Source organism: Tessaracoccus sp. O5.2 (assembly GCF_964266725.1).
GTDB classification, from domain to species: domain Bacteria; phylum Actinomycetota; class Actinomycetes; order Propionibacteriales; family Propionibacteriaceae; genus Arachnia; species Arachnia lapidicapta.
In genome coordinates, this window is the sequence record NZ_CAXWGV010000055.1 from 74,034 (window position 1) to 89,212 (window position 15,179).

13 protein-coding genes, 1 tRNA gene and 1 pseudogene are annotated in these 15,179 nt (G+C 70.4%); 6 read left to right on the forward strand and 9 right to left on the reverse strand.

The annotated features are described in order from the left end of the window. The first annotated feature begins 23 nt into the window (after positions 1-23). On the forward strand, positions 24-2,048 hold the full coding sequence (locus tag ACFQPD_RS14190) for an ATP-dependent DNA helicase UvrD2 (protein WP_385901441.1): 2,025 nt from the start codon (positions 24-26) through the stop codon (positions 2,046-2,048). On the opposite strand, the gene ACFQPD_RS14195 is transcribed toward ACFQPD_RS14190, so the two are convergent. The 3 genes from ACFQPD_RS14195 to ACFQPD_RS14205 all read right to left on the reverse strand — a co-directional run bounded on the left by ACFQPD_RS14195 (position 2,039) and on the right by ACFQPD_RS14205 (position 4,399). Continuing rightward, positions 2,039-2,548: a hypothetical protein gene (locus ACFQPD_RS14195; RefSeq protein ID WP_353081024.1), complete on the reverse strand. Its 510-nt coding sequence runs from the start codon at positions 2,546-2,548 to the stop codon at positions 2,039-2,041. The two genes, ACFQPD_RS14190 and ACFQPD_RS14195, sit on opposite strands and share 10 nt — an antisense overlap. A gap of 140 nt (positions 2,549-2,688) precedes the next feature. Next, positions 2,689-2,850: a DUF5679 domain-containing protein gene (locus ACFQPD_RS14200; protein WP_176715192.1), complete on the reverse strand. Its 162-nt coding sequence runs from the start codon at positions 2,848-2,850 to the stop codon at positions 2,689-2,691. Between the two features lie 214 nt (positions 2,851-3,064). After that, positions 3,065-4,399: a zinc-dependent metalloprotease gene (locus tag ACFQPD_RS14205; protein WP_385901443.1), complete on the reverse strand. Its 1,335-nt coding sequence runs from the start codon at positions 4,397-4,399 to the stop codon at positions 3,065-3,067. 104 nt (positions 4,400-4,503) lie between these two features. Here ACFQPD_RS14205 and ACFQPD_RS14210 point away from each other — a divergent pair, with 104 nt between their 5' ends. Genes ACFQPD_RS14210 through ACFQPD_RS14220 form a run of 3 tightly spaced genes read left to right on the forward strand, consistent with a single transcriptional unit; the run spans position 4,504 to position 8,922 of the window. Then, positions 4,504-5,547, forward strand: coding sequence for a PDZ domain-containing protein (locus tag ACFQPD_RS14210; RefSeq protein WP_385901445.1), 1,044 nt, complete (start codon positions 4,504-4,506; stop codon positions 5,545-5,547). Further along, positions 5,540-6,058, forward strand: coding sequence for a PPA1309 family protein (locus ACFQPD_RS14215; RefSeq protein WP_068751233.1), 519 nt, complete (start codon positions 5,540-5,542; stop codon positions 6,056-6,058). Before ACFQPD_RS14210 ends, ACFQPD_RS14215 begins: the two co-directional genes overlap by 8 nt. Next, positions 6,055-8,922, forward strand: coding sequence for a UPF0182 family protein (locus ACFQPD_RS14220; protein ID WP_385901446.1), 2,868 nt, complete (start codon positions 6,055-6,057; stop codon positions 8,920-8,922). The genes ACFQPD_RS14215 and ACFQPD_RS14220 overlap by 4 nt, the downstream gene beginning before the upstream one ends. 2 nt (positions 8,923-8,924) lie before the next feature. Here ACFQPD_RS14220 and ACFQPD_RS14225 read toward each other — a convergent pair whose 3' ends face one another. Genes ACFQPD_RS14225 through ACFQPD_RS14235 form a run of 3 tightly spaced genes read right to left on the reverse strand, consistent with a single transcriptional unit; the run spans position 8,925 to position 12,137 of the window. After that, a complete protein-coding gene (locus ACFQPD_RS14225; protein WP_385901448.1) occupies positions 8,925-10,250 on the reverse strand; it encodes a M16 family metallopeptidase in 1,326 nt (441 codons plus the stop codon). Further along, the gene (locus ACFQPD_RS14230) at positions 10,247-11,521 is read right to left on the reverse strand and encodes a M16 family metallopeptidase (protein ID WP_385901451.1); all 1,275 of its coding nucleotides are present in this window, start codon (positions 11,519-11,521) and stop codon (positions 10,247-10,249) included. The genes ACFQPD_RS14225 and ACFQPD_RS14230 overlap by 4 nt, the downstream gene beginning before the upstream one ends. 31 nt (positions 11,522-11,552) lie before the next feature. After that, entirely contained in the window at positions 11,553-12,137 is a 585-nt protein-coding gene (locus ACFQPD_RS14235) for a DUF1349 domain-containing protein (protein WP_353081030.1), read from the reverse strand. Between the two features lie 53 nt (positions 12,138-12,190). Between ACFQPD_RS14235 and ACFQPD_RS14240 the strand changes: the two genes are divergently transcribed. Next, positions 12,191-13,195 (forward strand): aldo/keto reductase family protein, encoded by a 1,005-nt coding sequence (locus ACFQPD_RS14240; protein WP_385901453.1) that lies wholly within the window; start codon positions 12,191-12,193, stop codon positions 13,193-13,195. Positions 13,196-13,259: 64 nt separating this feature from the next. Next, positions 13,260-13,333: transfer RNA gene (locus tag ACFQPD_RS14245), tRNA-Met, on the forward strand. Between the two features lie 66 nt (positions 13,334-13,399). Here ACFQPD_RS14245 and ACFQPD_RS14250 read toward each other — a convergent pair. From ACFQPD_RS14250 to ACFQPD_RS14260, 3 genes and pseudogenes are all read right to left on the reverse strand, one after another. After that, positions 13,400-13,864 (reverse strand): tyrosine-type recombinase/integrase, encoded by a 465-nt coding sequence (locus ACFQPD_RS14250; RefSeq protein WP_385901508.1) that lies wholly within the window; start codon positions 13,862-13,864, stop codon positions 13,400-13,402. 24 nt (positions 13,865-13,888) lie between these two features. After that, positions 13,889-14,104 (reverse strand): annotated as a pseudogene (locus ACFQPD_RS14255) (IS3 family transposase); the annotation flags it as partial. 82 nt (positions 14,105-14,186) lie between these two features. Beyond that, entirely contained in the window at positions 14,187-15,176 is a 990-nt protein-coding gene (locus ACFQPD_RS14260; protein ID WP_385901455.1) for a tyrosine-type recombinase/integrase, read from the reverse strand. Positions 15,177-15,179: the final 3 nt, after the last annotated feature.

The following is a 15,179-nucleotide window of genomic DNA, read 5'->3' on the forward strand; positions in this document are numbered from 1 at the left end:
GTGGGCCCGGCAACAATGGGGGGATGGACGACCCCATCCTCGACGCCCTCGACCCGGAACAGCGCCGGGTCGCCACCTTGTTGGAGGCCCCCGTGGTCGTCCTGGCCGGTGCCGGGACCGGCAAGACCCGCGCGATCACGCACCGCATCGCGCACGCGGTGCGTGAGGGTGTCTATCAGCCGGGGGCCACCCTCGCCGTGACCTTCACCACGCGCGCGGCGGGGGAGATGCGGTCGCGGTTGGCGGGGCTCGGCGTCCGCGGCGCCCAGGCCCGCACCATCCACGCGGCCGCGCTCAGGCAGTGCCAGTTCTTCTGGCCGCGCGCCTACGGCGTCGAGTTCCCGTCCGTGGCGGAGAACACCTACGCCCTCGTCGCCCGCGCCGCCCATCAGGTCCTCGGGTCGTCGGATCAGGCGCTGGCGCGCGACCTCGACAGCGAGATCTCGTGGGCGAAGACCAGCAACGTCACCGCCGCCCACTACCCGGAACTGGCGGCCGGCCGGTCGGTGTCCGGGGCGAGCCCGGCCCAGGTCGCCGCGGTGATGACGCTCTACGAGAAGCAGAAGCTGGCCGCGGGGACGGTCGACTTCAACGACATCCTCATGTGCAACGCCGTGTTGCTGACCGAGCACCCGGAGATCGCCGCCACCATCCGCGACACCTACCGCCACTTCGTCGTCGACGAGTACCAGGACGTCTCCGCGCTGCAGCACCGGCTCGTCACACTATGGGTCGACGGCCGCCGAGACGTGTGCGTCGTCGGGGACCCCAACCAGGCCATCCACTCCTTCGCCGGTGCGGACGCCTCGTATCTCCTGCGCTTCGGCCACGAGATCCAAGACGCCGAGACCGTCCGGCTGTTCCGCAACTACCGCTCGACGCCCGAGGTGCTCGCCTCGGCCAACCGAGTTCTGGGGGTCCGGCCGGGCGGGGCCGGTGCACTCACGGCCACGCGGCCCGCGGGACCGGCTCCCTCCTTCGGCGGCCATCCCGACGAGGCCACCGAGTCCGCCGAGACGGCCAAGTGGCTCACGGAGCGGCACGCCGACGGCACACGCTGGTCCGAGATGGCGGTCCTGTACCGGATCAACGCCCAGTCGCCGTCGCTGGAGGCCGCGCTGTCCGAGCGGAACATCCCCTACACGGTGCGGGGCACCGAGAAGTTCTACGACCGCGCCGAGGTGCGCCAGGCGCTGGCCGAGTACGGCCGGGTGACCGACGGGGACCCCACGGGCGGGGCGGAGACCGCGATCGAGGCCGCGCTGGGCCGACTCGGCTGGACCTCCGAGGCGCCCTCGGGTCAAGGCAGGCAGCGGGAGCGCTGGGAGTCGTTGGCGGCCCTGCGCAGCATGGTCGTCGACGAGGCGGGACGCCGCGAGGGATGGACCGCCGAGGACGCGCTCGCCTGGCTCCGCGAGCGGGCCGCCTGGCAGGCGGGCCCCGTGGCCGACGCCGTCACCCTCGCCACGCTGCACGCCGCCAAGGGCCTCGAGTGGGAGTCGGTGGCCATCGTGGGGGTCCGCGAAGGGCTGGTGCCGTTCGTGCTCAGCCAGGAGGAACCCGCGCTGTCCGAGGAACGGCGACTCCTGTACGTCGGGTTCACCCGGGCTCGCCGGGATCTGCGGGTCACGTGGGCGGCCGGGCGCGGGTCCGCCACCAGGTCGCGGTTCATCGCGGACCAGGTCACGGGCGAGGCCACCGTGGGACGCGCCCCCCGGCAGCGGTCGGGGTCGGTGCGCTCCCGCACCTGCCGCGTCTGCGGCGGTCAGCTGCACACCGCGGCCGAGCGCAAGCTGAGTCGCCACGAGACCTGTGAGGTGACGTTCGACGAGGCGCTGTTCGACGCGCTGCGCGGCTGGCGGAAGGCGACGGCCGATGAGGCGTCGGTGCCCGCCTTCGTCGTGTTCACCGACGCCACCCTGCAGGCGATCGCCGAGGCGGCGCCCACGACGCCGGCGGCGCTGCTCAAGCTGCCCGGCATCGGGCGGGTCAAGGTGGATCGCTACGGGGATCAGGTTCTCGAGGTGGTCCGGGGACATCAGGGCTGAGCGCATCCCGCCACGGGACAGCCACGGCGCCTCCGCCAGGTTCTGAGCGCGAGTCCCGGCTCGCCCAGCCGCCACGCCCAGCTGGCGCCCACGACGTCGCTGCTGCCCTCGACGACCGCCAAGGCGTGCAGGGCGGTCCAGGCCGAGGCCCACGCCGCCAGCGCGTCGTGACCCGGCCCGCGGGGATGGGCGGGCTGGGCCAGGCACGATGGGCAGGGGCCGTAGCCCGGGGCGACGAACGGGCCGACCAGCGCCGACTCGTCGTCCCAGGTGACGTGCAGCGCCCCCGTCGCGTGCGCGTAGCACTCGGCCTCGAGCGTCGGCTGCGCCCCCGGAAGGGAGGTGAACACCGTCAGGGCCGCACCGACGCACCAGCCCGGCCGGCGCAGGGCGGCCGCCGGTGTCAGGGTTGCCGGGCGCAGGGGCAGCCGCCGCAGAGCGGCCTCCACGGGGGTGGTCATGTCGACGGGGCCGATGAGGACGACGGTGGGCGTGGCCATGGCGCCACCCTGCGGCATGGGCGAGGCGAGGAGACAGTGTCAGCGGCGCTGCGGACAACACCTCGATCGCCCCGGACAACACCGATGGGGCGGCGCCGCGGTGGCTGCCGCCCCATCGAGGGGTCCTGCGTGGGTGAGGCTCAGGCCTTCCCGAGGATGCGGTTGAGGTTCGTGCCGCACTCGGGGCACTTGCCCTTGGCCATCTTCGTGCCCTTGGCGTTGACCACGACCTCGCCCTTGGCGTCGCGCTTCTCCTTGCACTTAACGCAGTAGAAGGAGCCTTCCCAGATCTCCGTAGCCATTGATTTCCTCCTTAATCGGGCTGCCGATGCATTCAGCAACCTGGTTCACTCTAGGCGGCGCCGCCGTGCACTCACAACGAGACACACCGCCCCTGACGTAGCGGAGTCCCGGGCCGCACGCTCCGCCTTCCCCTGCGTAACGAGTCGACCGGGACTCACGGCGCCCAGTTAATCGCGGCGCGCGGAGCCGCGTCAAGGGCTATCCGGCACCGGATCATGCCCCGGGGCCCTCCAGGAGCCGCCGGAGTTCGGCGTCCATGGCGTCTTCGCTGCCCCGGTCCTCCCGGTCCTCGCCCGAGGCGAACGGCAGGGGATCAGCCAGGTCCTCGGTGGACGGCAGCAGGTCGGGGTGGCCCCATACCGCGTCGCGGGCAGCCGCGCCACGGTGGTGTTCGACCGCCGCCCAGAGGTTGCGCGCGTCGCGCACCAGGCGGGGCCGCAGGTCGAGCCCGAGCAGTTCGGCGAACACGCCGACCACCGGAGTGGCGGACGCCCGGCGCCGGTGGACGAGTTCCTCGAGTTGGGGCGCGTTCGGCAGCCACTGCGCCGTCGCCCGGGCGACGACGTGGTCGACCCAGCCCTCGACGAGCGCCAGGAGCGTCTCGAGGCGGTCCAGGATCTCGAGCTGGGTCGGGGTGCTGGCGGGCTGGAAGAACGAGCCGCGCACCTTCTCGCCGACGGCCACGACCTCCTCGATGGAAAGGTTCTGCAGGTTCTCGGGCTGGAACTGGCCCGCGATCGCGTCGAAGTCGATGGTGATCTCGCGGGCGTAATGCCCCAGCAGCGCCATGAGTTGGGGGGACAGCCAGGCGACGTGGTGGAACAGCCGCTGGCGGGCGGCCTCACGCAGCAACAGGTAGAGCGTCACGTCACGCGAATCCGCGTCGAGGTCCTGGGTGAACTGGGCCACGTTGGCCGGGATGAGGACGACGTCGTGCGAGCCGAGCAGGTTGAAGCCGATCTCGGTGCCCGTGAGGATGTCGCAGGCCACCTGGGCGAGTTCGCGCTTGAGCCGGTCGCGGTAGATCAGCGAGGCGGAGGTCTTCATCATGGGCGCCAGCATCTGCGTCATCGGGTCGGGTTCTCCGCCCTCAGTCGTGCCCCGCTTCAGCGCCTCGGCCAGGCCGTCGATGATGGGCTCGATCACCGCCCGCCACCCGTCGCCGGTCTCGTCCAGCCACGCGGCGCGCGTCACGGCGCGGGCCGGACGGCCCGTCTCCACGAACGTCGTGTGCTGCGAGAGCCAGCTCTGCGCGACGCGCTCGACGTCGACGACGGCGGCGCGCTCGTCGGCTGTCAGCGCCGGGTCGGCTCCCGACTGCGCGGCCAGCTGCTTGGCTGCGGTGATCGTGGTGCGCCAGGCCGCGTCGGGGTCGCGGTCGGCGTTCGTCAGGCCGAACATCATGCCGCCGCCGGACTGCTGCAGGCGCCGCACCTGCGCCATCAGCTGCTCGAGGTCGATGTTCTCGGGGTCGCCGAGGCCCATCTGCTCGAGCATCCTGCGCAGCTGCTCGAAGTCGAACGGGCCGAAGGGATTGGGGCTGGACATCGAGTGACCTCCTCGCAGCCCATTCTTCCGCATGGCACAAGCGCCGCGCGACGCCTTGGCGCCGCTTGCTAGGGTGAAGCCGGATCTGGAGAAGGGAGTGCTCGGTGTCGCGCAACGCGGTGGCGATCGTCTCCTCCCTGCTGTTCGTGACGCTCGCCGCGCTCCTGGTGGTCATTCCGGTGCCGTACGTCGCGTGGCGCCCCGGCCAGACCATCGACGTCCTGGGGTCCACCTCGTCCGGTCCCGTCATCGACATCGCGGGCCTGCCCACCTACGACACCCCGGGCAAGCTGCTCATGACGACCGTCTCGACGACGCGGGTGGACTCCACGCTGAGCCTGCCCGAGGCCGTGTTCGTGCACCTGGCCGAGGATTCCGACGCGATGCCGCGCGAGGTGATCTACCCGCCCGGCAAGTCGTCGACGCAGGTGCAGAGCGAGGCCGTCGCGATGATGGACGAGTCGCGCATCAACGCCACCGTCGCGGCCCTGCGCGCCGCCGGCGTGCCCGTGACGGAGCTCCCGCGGGTCGAGAGCGTGGTCCTCTCGGGCCCCAGCGCGGACCGGCTGATGCCTGGAGACCTCATCACCGCCGTCGACGACATCGCCATGAAGACGGTCGCCGACGTCGCCGCGCGCATCTCGGGTCACGCCGTCGGAGACGTCATCGTCTTCACGGTCCTGCGCGAGGGCCTGGAGCAGACCGTGTCGGTCACCTCCGCGGCCAGCAACACCGACGCCAAGCGCCCTGTCGTCGGCATCAGCCTGGACACGGGGTTCCGCTACGCGCCGCAGGTCACCTTCGGGGTCGACCAGAACGTGACGGGCCCCAGCGCGGGGCTCGTGTTCGCGCTCGGCATCTACGACCGCATCACCGAGGGCGCCCTCATGGACGACCGTGTCGTCGCCGGCACCGGCGAGATCGGCCCGGGGGGACGCGTCGCGCGCATCGGCGCGATCCGGGAGAAGATCGCCGGCGCCGAACGCGACGGCGCCGAAGTGTTCCTGGTCCCCGAGGACAACTGCGGAGACATCGGCGATCTCGACTCGGACCTGCTCCTGGTCGAGGTCTCCACGCTCAAGGACGCCATCGCGGCGCTCCAGCTCATCAACGAAGGAAACACCGCGGAGGTGCCCACCTGTGGCTGACTCATCGAGACTCGTCGCCTGCCTGATGGACGTGGAGAGGCACGTCTCGTCGGCCGGGTGGGACCAACCGGCGCGGCTGTTCGCCCTCGTCACCACCAGCACGCTGCTGGAGGTGGAGCCTCAGCTGCGCGGCCGCGTGCCCGACGGCATGCCCGACGCGTTGACCGCCATCGAACAGGACGAGTTCCACGCCACCCACGACGTCGTCGAGCGGCTGTCGGGCATCTTCTGGCCTGACACGGTCGAGGGCTGCGCCTTGGCGATGGAGCGGGCTTTCCTCCCGTCGCAGTACGAGGCGGACGTGCCCGACGACGCGGACGAGGCCGCCCAGTTCGTCGCGAAGCACCCGCACAAGACCGACGTGCGCGTCGTCGTGGGGGTGTTGCGCGATGGGAGCCGGCACGGGGTGGCGCGCCTCCTCAGCAACCCCGACGACCTGCTCGGCGCCGCCGACCTCGTGCCCGGCCTCGCCGACGCGCTCGCCGACACCTTCCGGGGTGAGGACGCATGAGCACCCGGCCGATGGACTTTGAGGGCTCGACCAGGAGGGGCCCGTTGCTGTGGACCGTCCTCATCGTGGGCGGTGCCCTGCTGATCAGCGTCATCACCGCCCGGGTGGTCACCGACTATCTGTGGTTCCGCAGCATCGACTACCAGTCGGTGTTCACGACCCAGCTGGCCGCCCGGCTCGGCCTCATGATCGGGTTCGGGCTGTTGATGTTCGGCATCGTCTTCTTCAGCCAGGTGATTGCCTACCGGCTCCGCCCCAAGGTGCGGCGCGCCAACCTCGACTCCGATTTCCTGATCCAGCTGCGGGATGCGCTCGACCGGCGCTCGACCGCCCTCATGGCCGTCCCGTCCGTGACGCTGGGCATCCTGGCGGGTATGGCGGCGTCCGGCGCCACCGAGACCTTCCTGGCCTGGTGGCACGCCACGCCGTTCGACTGGACAGACCCGTACTTCGGGCTCGACGCGAGCTACTACGTGTTCACGCAGCCGTGGCTGCGGTTCGTCGTCGGGTTCCTGCTGTTCGCCGTCATCGCGGGTGGCGTCGCCGCGGCATCCATCCACTTCATGACCGGAGCGCTGAACTCCGCCGCCTTCCGCGGCACGGGCAACGCTCCCGCGGGGCTGGGCGCCCAGCGCCACCTGTCGATCACCTTCGGCGTGGTCATGCTGCTCATCGCGGCGAACATCCTGCTCGACCGCTTCGGGCTGAGCACGACCCAGAACGCCAACTTCACCGGTCTCGGGTACACGGACCTCACGACGCGCGCCCCCGTGACCGCGATCCTGGCCTCCATCGCGGTGATCGTCGCGATCCTGGCGTTCGTCAACGCCTGGAAGGTGCGCTGGAGCGTGCCGGCGGCGGCCACGGCGCTGCTCGTCGTGTCCGCCCTGCTGCTGTCGATGCTGTACCCGTGGATCGTCCAGAGCTTCGAGGTGGTGCCGGACGAGCAGGAGAAGGAACGGCCCTACATCGCGAACAACCTCACCGCCACCCGCTACGCGTACGGCATCGAAGATGTGGAGATCGAGGACTACGAGGCCACGACCTCGGCCAGCGCGGGTCAGCTGCGGCAGGACGCGTCGGCGCTGCCCGCGATCCGGCTCATCGACCCCGCCGTCGTCCCCCCGGCGTTCGAGCAGCTGCAGCAGGTGCGCGGCTACTACACGTTCCCCGAGACCCTCGACGTCGACCGCTACGTCATCGACGGCAAGCCGACCGATTCGGTCGTCGCGGTGCGCGAACTGGACCTCAACTCGGTCGAGTCGGGCGACACCTGGAACAACCGCCGCACCGTGTACACCCACGGCTACGGGATGGTCGCCGCGTTCGGCAACCAGCGCCAGTCCAACGGCGAGCCGGTGTTCTTCTCCGGTGGTATCCCCACGGTCGGTCAGCTGCCGGACCACGAGCCGCGGATCTACTTCGGCGAGGCGACGGACTACTACGTCGTCGTCGGCTCCCCGGAGGGTCAGGCGCCGGTGGAACTCGACACCCCGTCGGGCGGCGAGGGCCGCACCGAGTCGCTGTACACCTACAGCGGGACCGGCGGCGTGCCCATCGGGAACTGGCTCACGCGGGCCGCGTTCGCGATGCGCTTCGGCGACATCAACCTCATGCTCTCCGACCGCGTCAACGAGGAGTCGCGGATCCTGCACGACCGCATCCCGGCCCAGCGCGTCCAGGCGGTCGCGCCGTGGCTGACGATCGACGCCGACCCATACCCGAGCGTGGTCGACGGCCGCATCGTGTGGGTGCTCGACGCCTACACGACGACCGACAGCTTCCCGAACTCGACCCTCAGCGACTGGACCCGCGCCATCTCGGACTCGCGGACGCAGGCGGACCGCCTGCTGGTGGGCCAGCAGGTCAACTACGTGCGCAACTCGGTCAAGGCCACCGTCGACGCCTACGACGGCACGGTGACGCTGTACGAGTGGGACGAGGAGGATCCGATCCTGCAGACCTGGCAGAAGGTGTTCCCCGGCGCGGTGACCCCGAAGTCGGAGATCTCCCCGGAACTGCTGGAGCACCTGCGCTACCCGCAGGACCTGTTCAAGGCGCAGCGAGAGATCCTGGGCCGTTACCACACGACCAGCCCGAGCACCTGGTACACGCAGACCGACATCTGGCAGGTCCCGAACGACCCGGTGCGGGGCGGCCAGCAGGGTCTCAAGGAGCCTCCGTACTTCCTCACGATCCGCTGGCCGGGCGACACCAACCCGCACTTCGCGAACACGACGGTCTTCGTGCCCAAGGACCGCGAGAACCTCAGCGTGTACATGGCGGTGAACGCCGACGCCACCAGTGAGGACTACGGGCGGATGCGCGTGCTCAAGCTGTCCGACAGCAAGCAGATCGCCGGCCCCGGCCAGACGTACAACTTCATCGCGACCAACCCGCTGGTGGCGGACAGCCTGCTGCCGTTCAACCGGCAGGGGGCCTCTGCGTCCGCGATCTACGGCAACCTGCTGACGCTACCGCTCGGCGGCGGCCTGCTGTATGTGCAGCCCATCTACACGCAGACGACGGCCACGACCGGTGCCTACCCGGCGCTGCGGTTCATCGTGGTGCGGTTCGGCGAGGAGATCGGCATCGGGGACACGCTGCAGGCGGCACTCGACCAGGTGTTCCAGGGCGATGCCGGGGCGGAGACGGGCGAACAGCCGATCGACGAGCCGGCGGTGCCCTCTGAGCCGTCCGACCCCGAGGACGCCCAGACCAGGGCCCGCAACCTGCTCGACGAGGCCCAGGGCCTGTTTGAGGCCGCGGATCTGGCGCTGCGCAACGGGGACCTGGCCGACTTCCAGGCCAAGGTGAAGGCGGCCGAGGCGAAGATCGAGGAGGCGGCCGACGCGCTGAGCTGAGGTCAGTCGCGGAGGTCGACGACCTCCGCGACCAGCCCGCGGGCGGCCAGGGCGGGGAGCAGTTCCTCGGCCGCGCCGGCCACGGCGACGGTGAGGGTGTCGGGCCGCACCTCGTCGCGGAAGGCCTCCGTGGCCTGCGCGGGGGTGACCACGCCGAGGTCGGCGAAGTGGCGGTTCATGTACCCGGCGTCCAGGCCGGCGGCCGCCAGCGCCGATGCCTGGCCGACGATGTCGGCCGACGTCTCGTTGGCGAGCGGCGCGACCCCCACCAGGTAGCGGCGGGCATCGTCGATCTCGGCGGCGGTGAAGGGGTCACGCAGTTCGAGCCCGTCGAGCAGTCGCGCCACCGCGTCCGCGGCCACCTCGGTCCGGACGCTGCCGCCGACGGTGAATTGTGACTCGCCCACGCCTGGGGAGAACCCACCGCCGATGCCGTAGCTGTAGCCCAGGCGCTCCCGCAGCTCCAGGTTCAGGCGGCTGGCGAATGCGCCGACGACGGCATGCCCGGCGAGCCGCAGCGCGGGCCACCGCTCATGGCTCCTCGGCACCGACCGCCGGCCGATGAGGATGGTGGCCTGCACGGAGCCGGGGCGGTCGACGACGACGATCCTGGACCTGCCGTCGGGGGCCGGCGCGGGCGTCGACCCGGATCCCCGACCTGGCCCGACCCAGTCGGCGAGTCGGGAGAGCGGGGCGGGGTCCGGAAGGTCGCCCGCCACGAGAAGGACGGCGCCGTCCGGGGTGAAGTGCCGCCGGTGCCACGCGTGCGCGTCGGCCGCGGTGAGCTGCCCCAGCGTCGCGGGTGTGCCCGCAGCGGGGCGGCCCTCCCGATGTTCGGCGCCGTAGAGTTCGCGCCGCAGCGCGAGGCGCGCGGACGGACCCGGCGACGCCAGCTTGGAGTCGTAGGCGGCGACCTGTGCCTCGACGTGGTGCGCCACGTCCCGCTCCGCGTACTCCGGTTCGGCGAGCACCTCGACGAAGAGGCGCAGCACCTCCGGCAGGCGGCGTGTGGGGGCCTGGCCGCCGAACGTCGTGTACCGCAGCCGGGCGGTTCCGTGGAGGGTGGCGCCCTGCCCCTCCAACAACTCACCGATCCGGCCGTCTGGGTGGCTCACGGTGCCCTCGTCGATGGCGTGCAGCGCGACGGTGCCGAGGCCCTCGAGGTCCCGCGGCTCCGCCGCGAGCGCAACGGGCAGCACAAGCTCGAAGGTGGCCAGGTGCTGGCCGGGGAGGTGGACATGCCACACCGTCAGCCCCGTGGGGAGCGCCATGACGGTGGGCGTCGGGAAGTGCCACGCCTGCGACAGCGTGACGTCGGGCCGGATCATGCGGCTGCCTCCGCGTGGTAGTGGAGTTGATGGGCCGACGCAGGCGCCAGCCAGCGGCCCGCAGCCGCGGCGACGGCCCCCGCGTCCAGGGCGAGGACCTCGGTGAGGTGATGGTTGACCTGGCCGGGGTCCCCGTGCAAGAGCCAGGCCTCGTTGATGGCGTCGGCGCGCCCGGCCGTGGTGGCGAGTTCCCAGAGCCACTCGCGTTCGTACTGCGCGATGGCGCGCGCGAGTTCCTCGTCGGTCGGGCCCTCGTCGGCGAAGCGCGCGACCTCGTCGAGCACGGCGTCGGAGAGCCGGGGGAGGGGCACCCCCTCGACGGGGCGGGCGAGGAGCGCCGCGACCGACCGGGTGGACCGGTGGGTGAGGCTGGCGCTGTGTGCCTCGTTGGCCAGGTCGCCGTGCCGCACGAGCCGTCGGTGCAGCCGGGAGGTGTTGCCGTCGGCGAGGATGGCGAGCGCGAGGTCGATGGCCGGCTGGTCCGGATGAGCCGCGGGCGGCGTCGCCCAGGACAGGTACGTCAACGGGTGGGGCACGTCCCGGGTCACCGACACCACCGTCGGCGGGCCCGGCGGGGGGTCGGGCACGTCGCGGGGCGCGCGGCCGGGACGGGCCGGGAGTCCACCGAGGTAGCGCTCGGCCAGGGCCACGCCCTCGTCGCCCGTGACGGGGCCGCAGAGCACGAGCCGGATGTTCGCGGGCCGGTACCAGGTGTCGAAGAACGCGGCGACGTCGTCGAGGGACGCGTCGTCGAGGTCCGCCATGGCGCCGATGGTGAGGTGACCGTAGGGGTGCTCGGGGGGGAAGTGCTGCGCCGTGAGGAGCTCGAGGAGGTCGCCGTAGGGCTGGTTGTCGTAGCGCTGCCGCTTCTCCTCCTTGACCACCTGCCGCTGCGCCTCGAAGTTCTCCGCGGTGATGGCCAGGGAGGAGAACCGGTCGGACTCGAGCCACAGCGCCAGCTCCAGCGCGCCGCGCGGCACGGTCTCGAAGTAGTTGGTGCGGTCGCTCGACGTGGTGGCGTTCACCGTGCCGCCCAGGGCCTCGACGGTGGCCATGTGCTCACCGCTGGCGACGTTGGCCGACCCCTGGAACATCAGGTGCTCGAAGAGATGGGCGAACCCGGTACGGCCCGGCTGCTCGTCCGCCGACCCGACGTCGACCCAGAGGTTGACGGCCACCCCGGGCGCCGCCGCGTCGGGGGCCACGACCACCTGAAGTCCGTTGTCGAGGCGGGCTCGGGTCAGGGGATAGCTCAGGGCGGCCTCGGTCATGCGCGCAAGGCTAGCCCACGGGGCCGCGGCCTCAGTGGAGCGCTGCGTCGGCCGGGCCGGCGGCCCAGGCGTGGAACGTGACGGTGAGTCCGGCGCGGGTCGGGGCGCAGGTGAACGGCCCGGCCAGCGCCTCGGCATCGGGTGGGAAGGGCGCCACCCGGACCAACCGCAACTCCTCGCCGTCGAGCCCGGCACGCACCGTCAGCGCGTCTCCGGCCCGCGACACACGGACCCGCACGCGACGACCCCGCCACTCGTCGACGGGGGCGACGGACCAGTCCGAGAGCGGGCCTGTGACGACGGCGCCCAGCTGGAGGTGGCCGTCGGCGAACTCCACGCCCGCCTTGGTCCAGCGGTCGGCGCCGGCGGTGACGAAGAGCCCGGCCTGGTCGAACTGCTGATCGAAGTCCGCGGTGAAGACGACCTCCATCGCGGAGCCGGCGGGGAACGGCGCCACCAGCGCGTGCTCGGTGTCGTGGACGAAGCCGTAGGAGGTGACCCGCCACGCGTCGGACCCCTCGGCGGCCGTGACGCGGAGTGTCGCGCCCTCGTCGTCGACCGCCACCGGCGGCGTCGTCCAGGTGCCGGCGGACCAGGGCAGCGAGGTCATGTTCATGGCCCCACGCTAGCCGCGCACGGGGACTGGACGGGCGGAGTAGGTTTTGTTGCATGAAGTATCGCTATCTCGGTAACTCCGGACTGAAGATCACCGAACTCACCTATGGCAACTGGCTCACCCACGGTTCGCAGGTCGAGGCTGACACCGCGACCGCCTGCGTGCGCGCCGCCCTGGACCACGGCATCACGTCGTTCGACACCGCCGACGTCTACGCCAACACCGCCGCCGAGGTCGTGCTGGGCGAGGCGCTCAAGGGGGAGCGGCGCGAGTCGCTCGAGGTCTTCACCAAGGTCTACTGGCCGGTGGGGCCCAAGGGCGCCAACGACGTCGGCCTGTCGCGCAAGCACATCATGGAGGGCATCAACGGCTCGCTCTCGCGGCTGCAGATGGACTACGTCGACCTGTACCAGGCGCACCGCTACGACGTGGAGACCCCGCTCGAGGAGACGATGATCGCCTTCGCCGACGTCGTGCGGCAGGGCAAGGCCCTCTACATCGGCGTCTCGGAGTGGCCGGCCGACAAGATCCGCGAGGCCGCCCGCTACGCGAAGGAACTGAAAATCCCGTTCGTCTCGAACCAGCCCCAGTACTCCATGCTGTGGCGCGTCATCGAGGACCAGGTCATCCCGGCCTCCGAAGAGGTGGGCGTGTCGCAGATCGTGTGGTCGCCCATCGCGCAGGGTGTGCTCACGGGCAAGTACAAGCCGGGCCAGCCCGCGCCCGAGGGGTCGCGCGCCACCGACACCAAGGGCGGCCAGCAGATGATCAGCCGCTGGATGCGCGACGACGTCCTCGGCGCGGTGCAGCGGCTGCAGCCGGTCGCGGACGAGCTGGGGCTCACGATGGCCCAGCTCGCCGTCGCCTGGGTGCTGCAGAACAACAACGTCGCCGCGGCCATCATCGGTGCCTCGCGGCCCGAGCAGATCGCCGAGAACGTCAAGGCGAGCGGTGTCGAGATCCCGGACGAGCTCATGTCCAGGATCGACGAGGTGCTCGGCGACATGGTCGAGCGGGACCCCGCCAAGACCGTCGCGCCCGACGGCCGCCCGGCCTGATTCCCCACGTCCGCGTCGCTCGATTTTGTATGTCCGCAGACAATGCGTATAGTTAATCGAGCGACGCGGGGTGGAGCAGCTCGGTAGCTCGCTGGGCTCATAACCCAGAGGTCACAGGTTCAAATCCTGTCCCCGCTACGAAACGTGGCCCTGACAAGCAGCAATGCTGTCAGGGCCACGTGCCTTTTACTGGGTGTTCCCTACTTACCCACCTACTACGCGAAGACGCGGCTTGGACGGCAGCACCATGACGTTGGCCGCGTGGGTGGCTGCCTCCTGTCGTGGTCCGAGGTATCGGGCTGTCACGTTGATGTCCGCGTGCCCCAGCTGATCAGCGATTCGCGCCAGCGAAAGACCGTCCCTGTCCATCCAGCTAGCGACTGTTCGGCGGAACGTGTGCGTTCCTGCCCACTGAACCCCAGCGCTGTCGAAGACGCTCCGAAACACCTTGCCGACGTTGTTACGGTCACGCGGCTGCCCGAGCTTGCTCGCGAAGTACGTGGTTCCGAACACAAGCCCAGTGGTTCCGTGCAGTTCGGCCCGCGCTCGCAGACGCGCTGTCAGGTCTGGCGACATTCCAAGGGTGCGGTCTGCCTGCCTGGTCTTGGTGCCACGGACATGGACTGTCTGCGCTTCAAGGTCCACGTCTTCCCAAGACGTGAACCGCACTGGGTCTGATGGAGACTCGCGCAATTTGATTCCGACCAGCTGTGTGCGGTCGGTTTGGCCAGCATAGAACGCCTTCTCGAACTCGGCGGGCGGGATGTCGCCGAGGTAGCCGTGGAGGCGCTTCGTGTTGTGCCAGTGCACCCATCCGAGGGTCGCGAGCTCGAGGTCCTCGACGCTCTTCCATGGACCGGACCGGGCGGGCCCGCGGACCAGTTCGGTCTTGTAGTAGCCGTTGACCGTTTATGCCGACGTGTGGATTATGCCGACCGTGACCACGTTTACCCTTGTCAGAGACGATCGTCTCCTGGTGGTGTCGGCATAGTCAGAGGGCTTCGAGCCAGGTGAGGATCTCGGGGGGCGGGGTGAATGTGCCTGGGGTGACTCCTGGGGGTCTGGTCTTGTCGAGGGCTGCCTTCTTTGTCTCCATGTCGGCGTGGAGGTAGATGTCGGTGGTGGAGGTCTGCTCGTGGCCTAGCCAGAGCGCGATGACTGTGATGTCGACTCCGGCGTGGAGGAGGTTCATGGCGGTCGTGTGCCGGAGGGTGTGCATGGTGACGTGTTTGCTGTCCACTGAGGGGCAGGTCTTCGCGGCGGTGCGGACATGGGTCGCGAGGCGGTGCTCGATGGCGTCGCGGGAGAGGGCGTTTCCGTGGGGTCCGGGGAAGAACGCGTTGCCTGGCAGGCGGTTGCGTTCCTGTAGGTAGGTGCGGATCTGGTTTCGGGTTGTGGTGCTGATCGGGGTGACGCGATGCTTGCGGCCCTTGCCCTGGCATTCGACGTAGGGGCTGCTCTGGGTGTGGATGTTGTTGGTGGTCAGGTCGATGAGTTCGCTGATCCGCAGGCCGGTGTTGATGGCCAGGGCGAGCATCATCTGGTCTCGTCGGCCGGTCCAGGTCGCGACATCGGGTGCTGCGAGCAGCGCCTCAGTCTCTTGCGGGTTGAGGTAGCTGATCAGGGGTTTCGTGGTCTTGGCGGGTGGGATGGTCAGGACGCGGCGGATGGTTTCGGCGGCCTCGGGGTGGTCGGGCAGGGTGTGTGCGAGGAGGACGCGGATCGCGCCGAGGCGGGCGTTGCGGGTGGCGGGCGTGTTGGCCCGCTCGCGGGTGAGGTGGTCGAGGAAGCCGGTGACGGTGTCGCGGTCGATGTCTTCGAGCCGGATCTGGTCTGCGGTGGTCGGGGTGGTCGTGCAGATGTGTTTGATCAGGAGGCGCCAGGTGTCGCGGTAGGAGGCGATCGTGTTGGGGGTGAGGTTGCGCTGGATGTGGACGTAGTCGGTGAAGAACGCCTGCAGTGCGCTGGTGAGGTAGGTCATGGT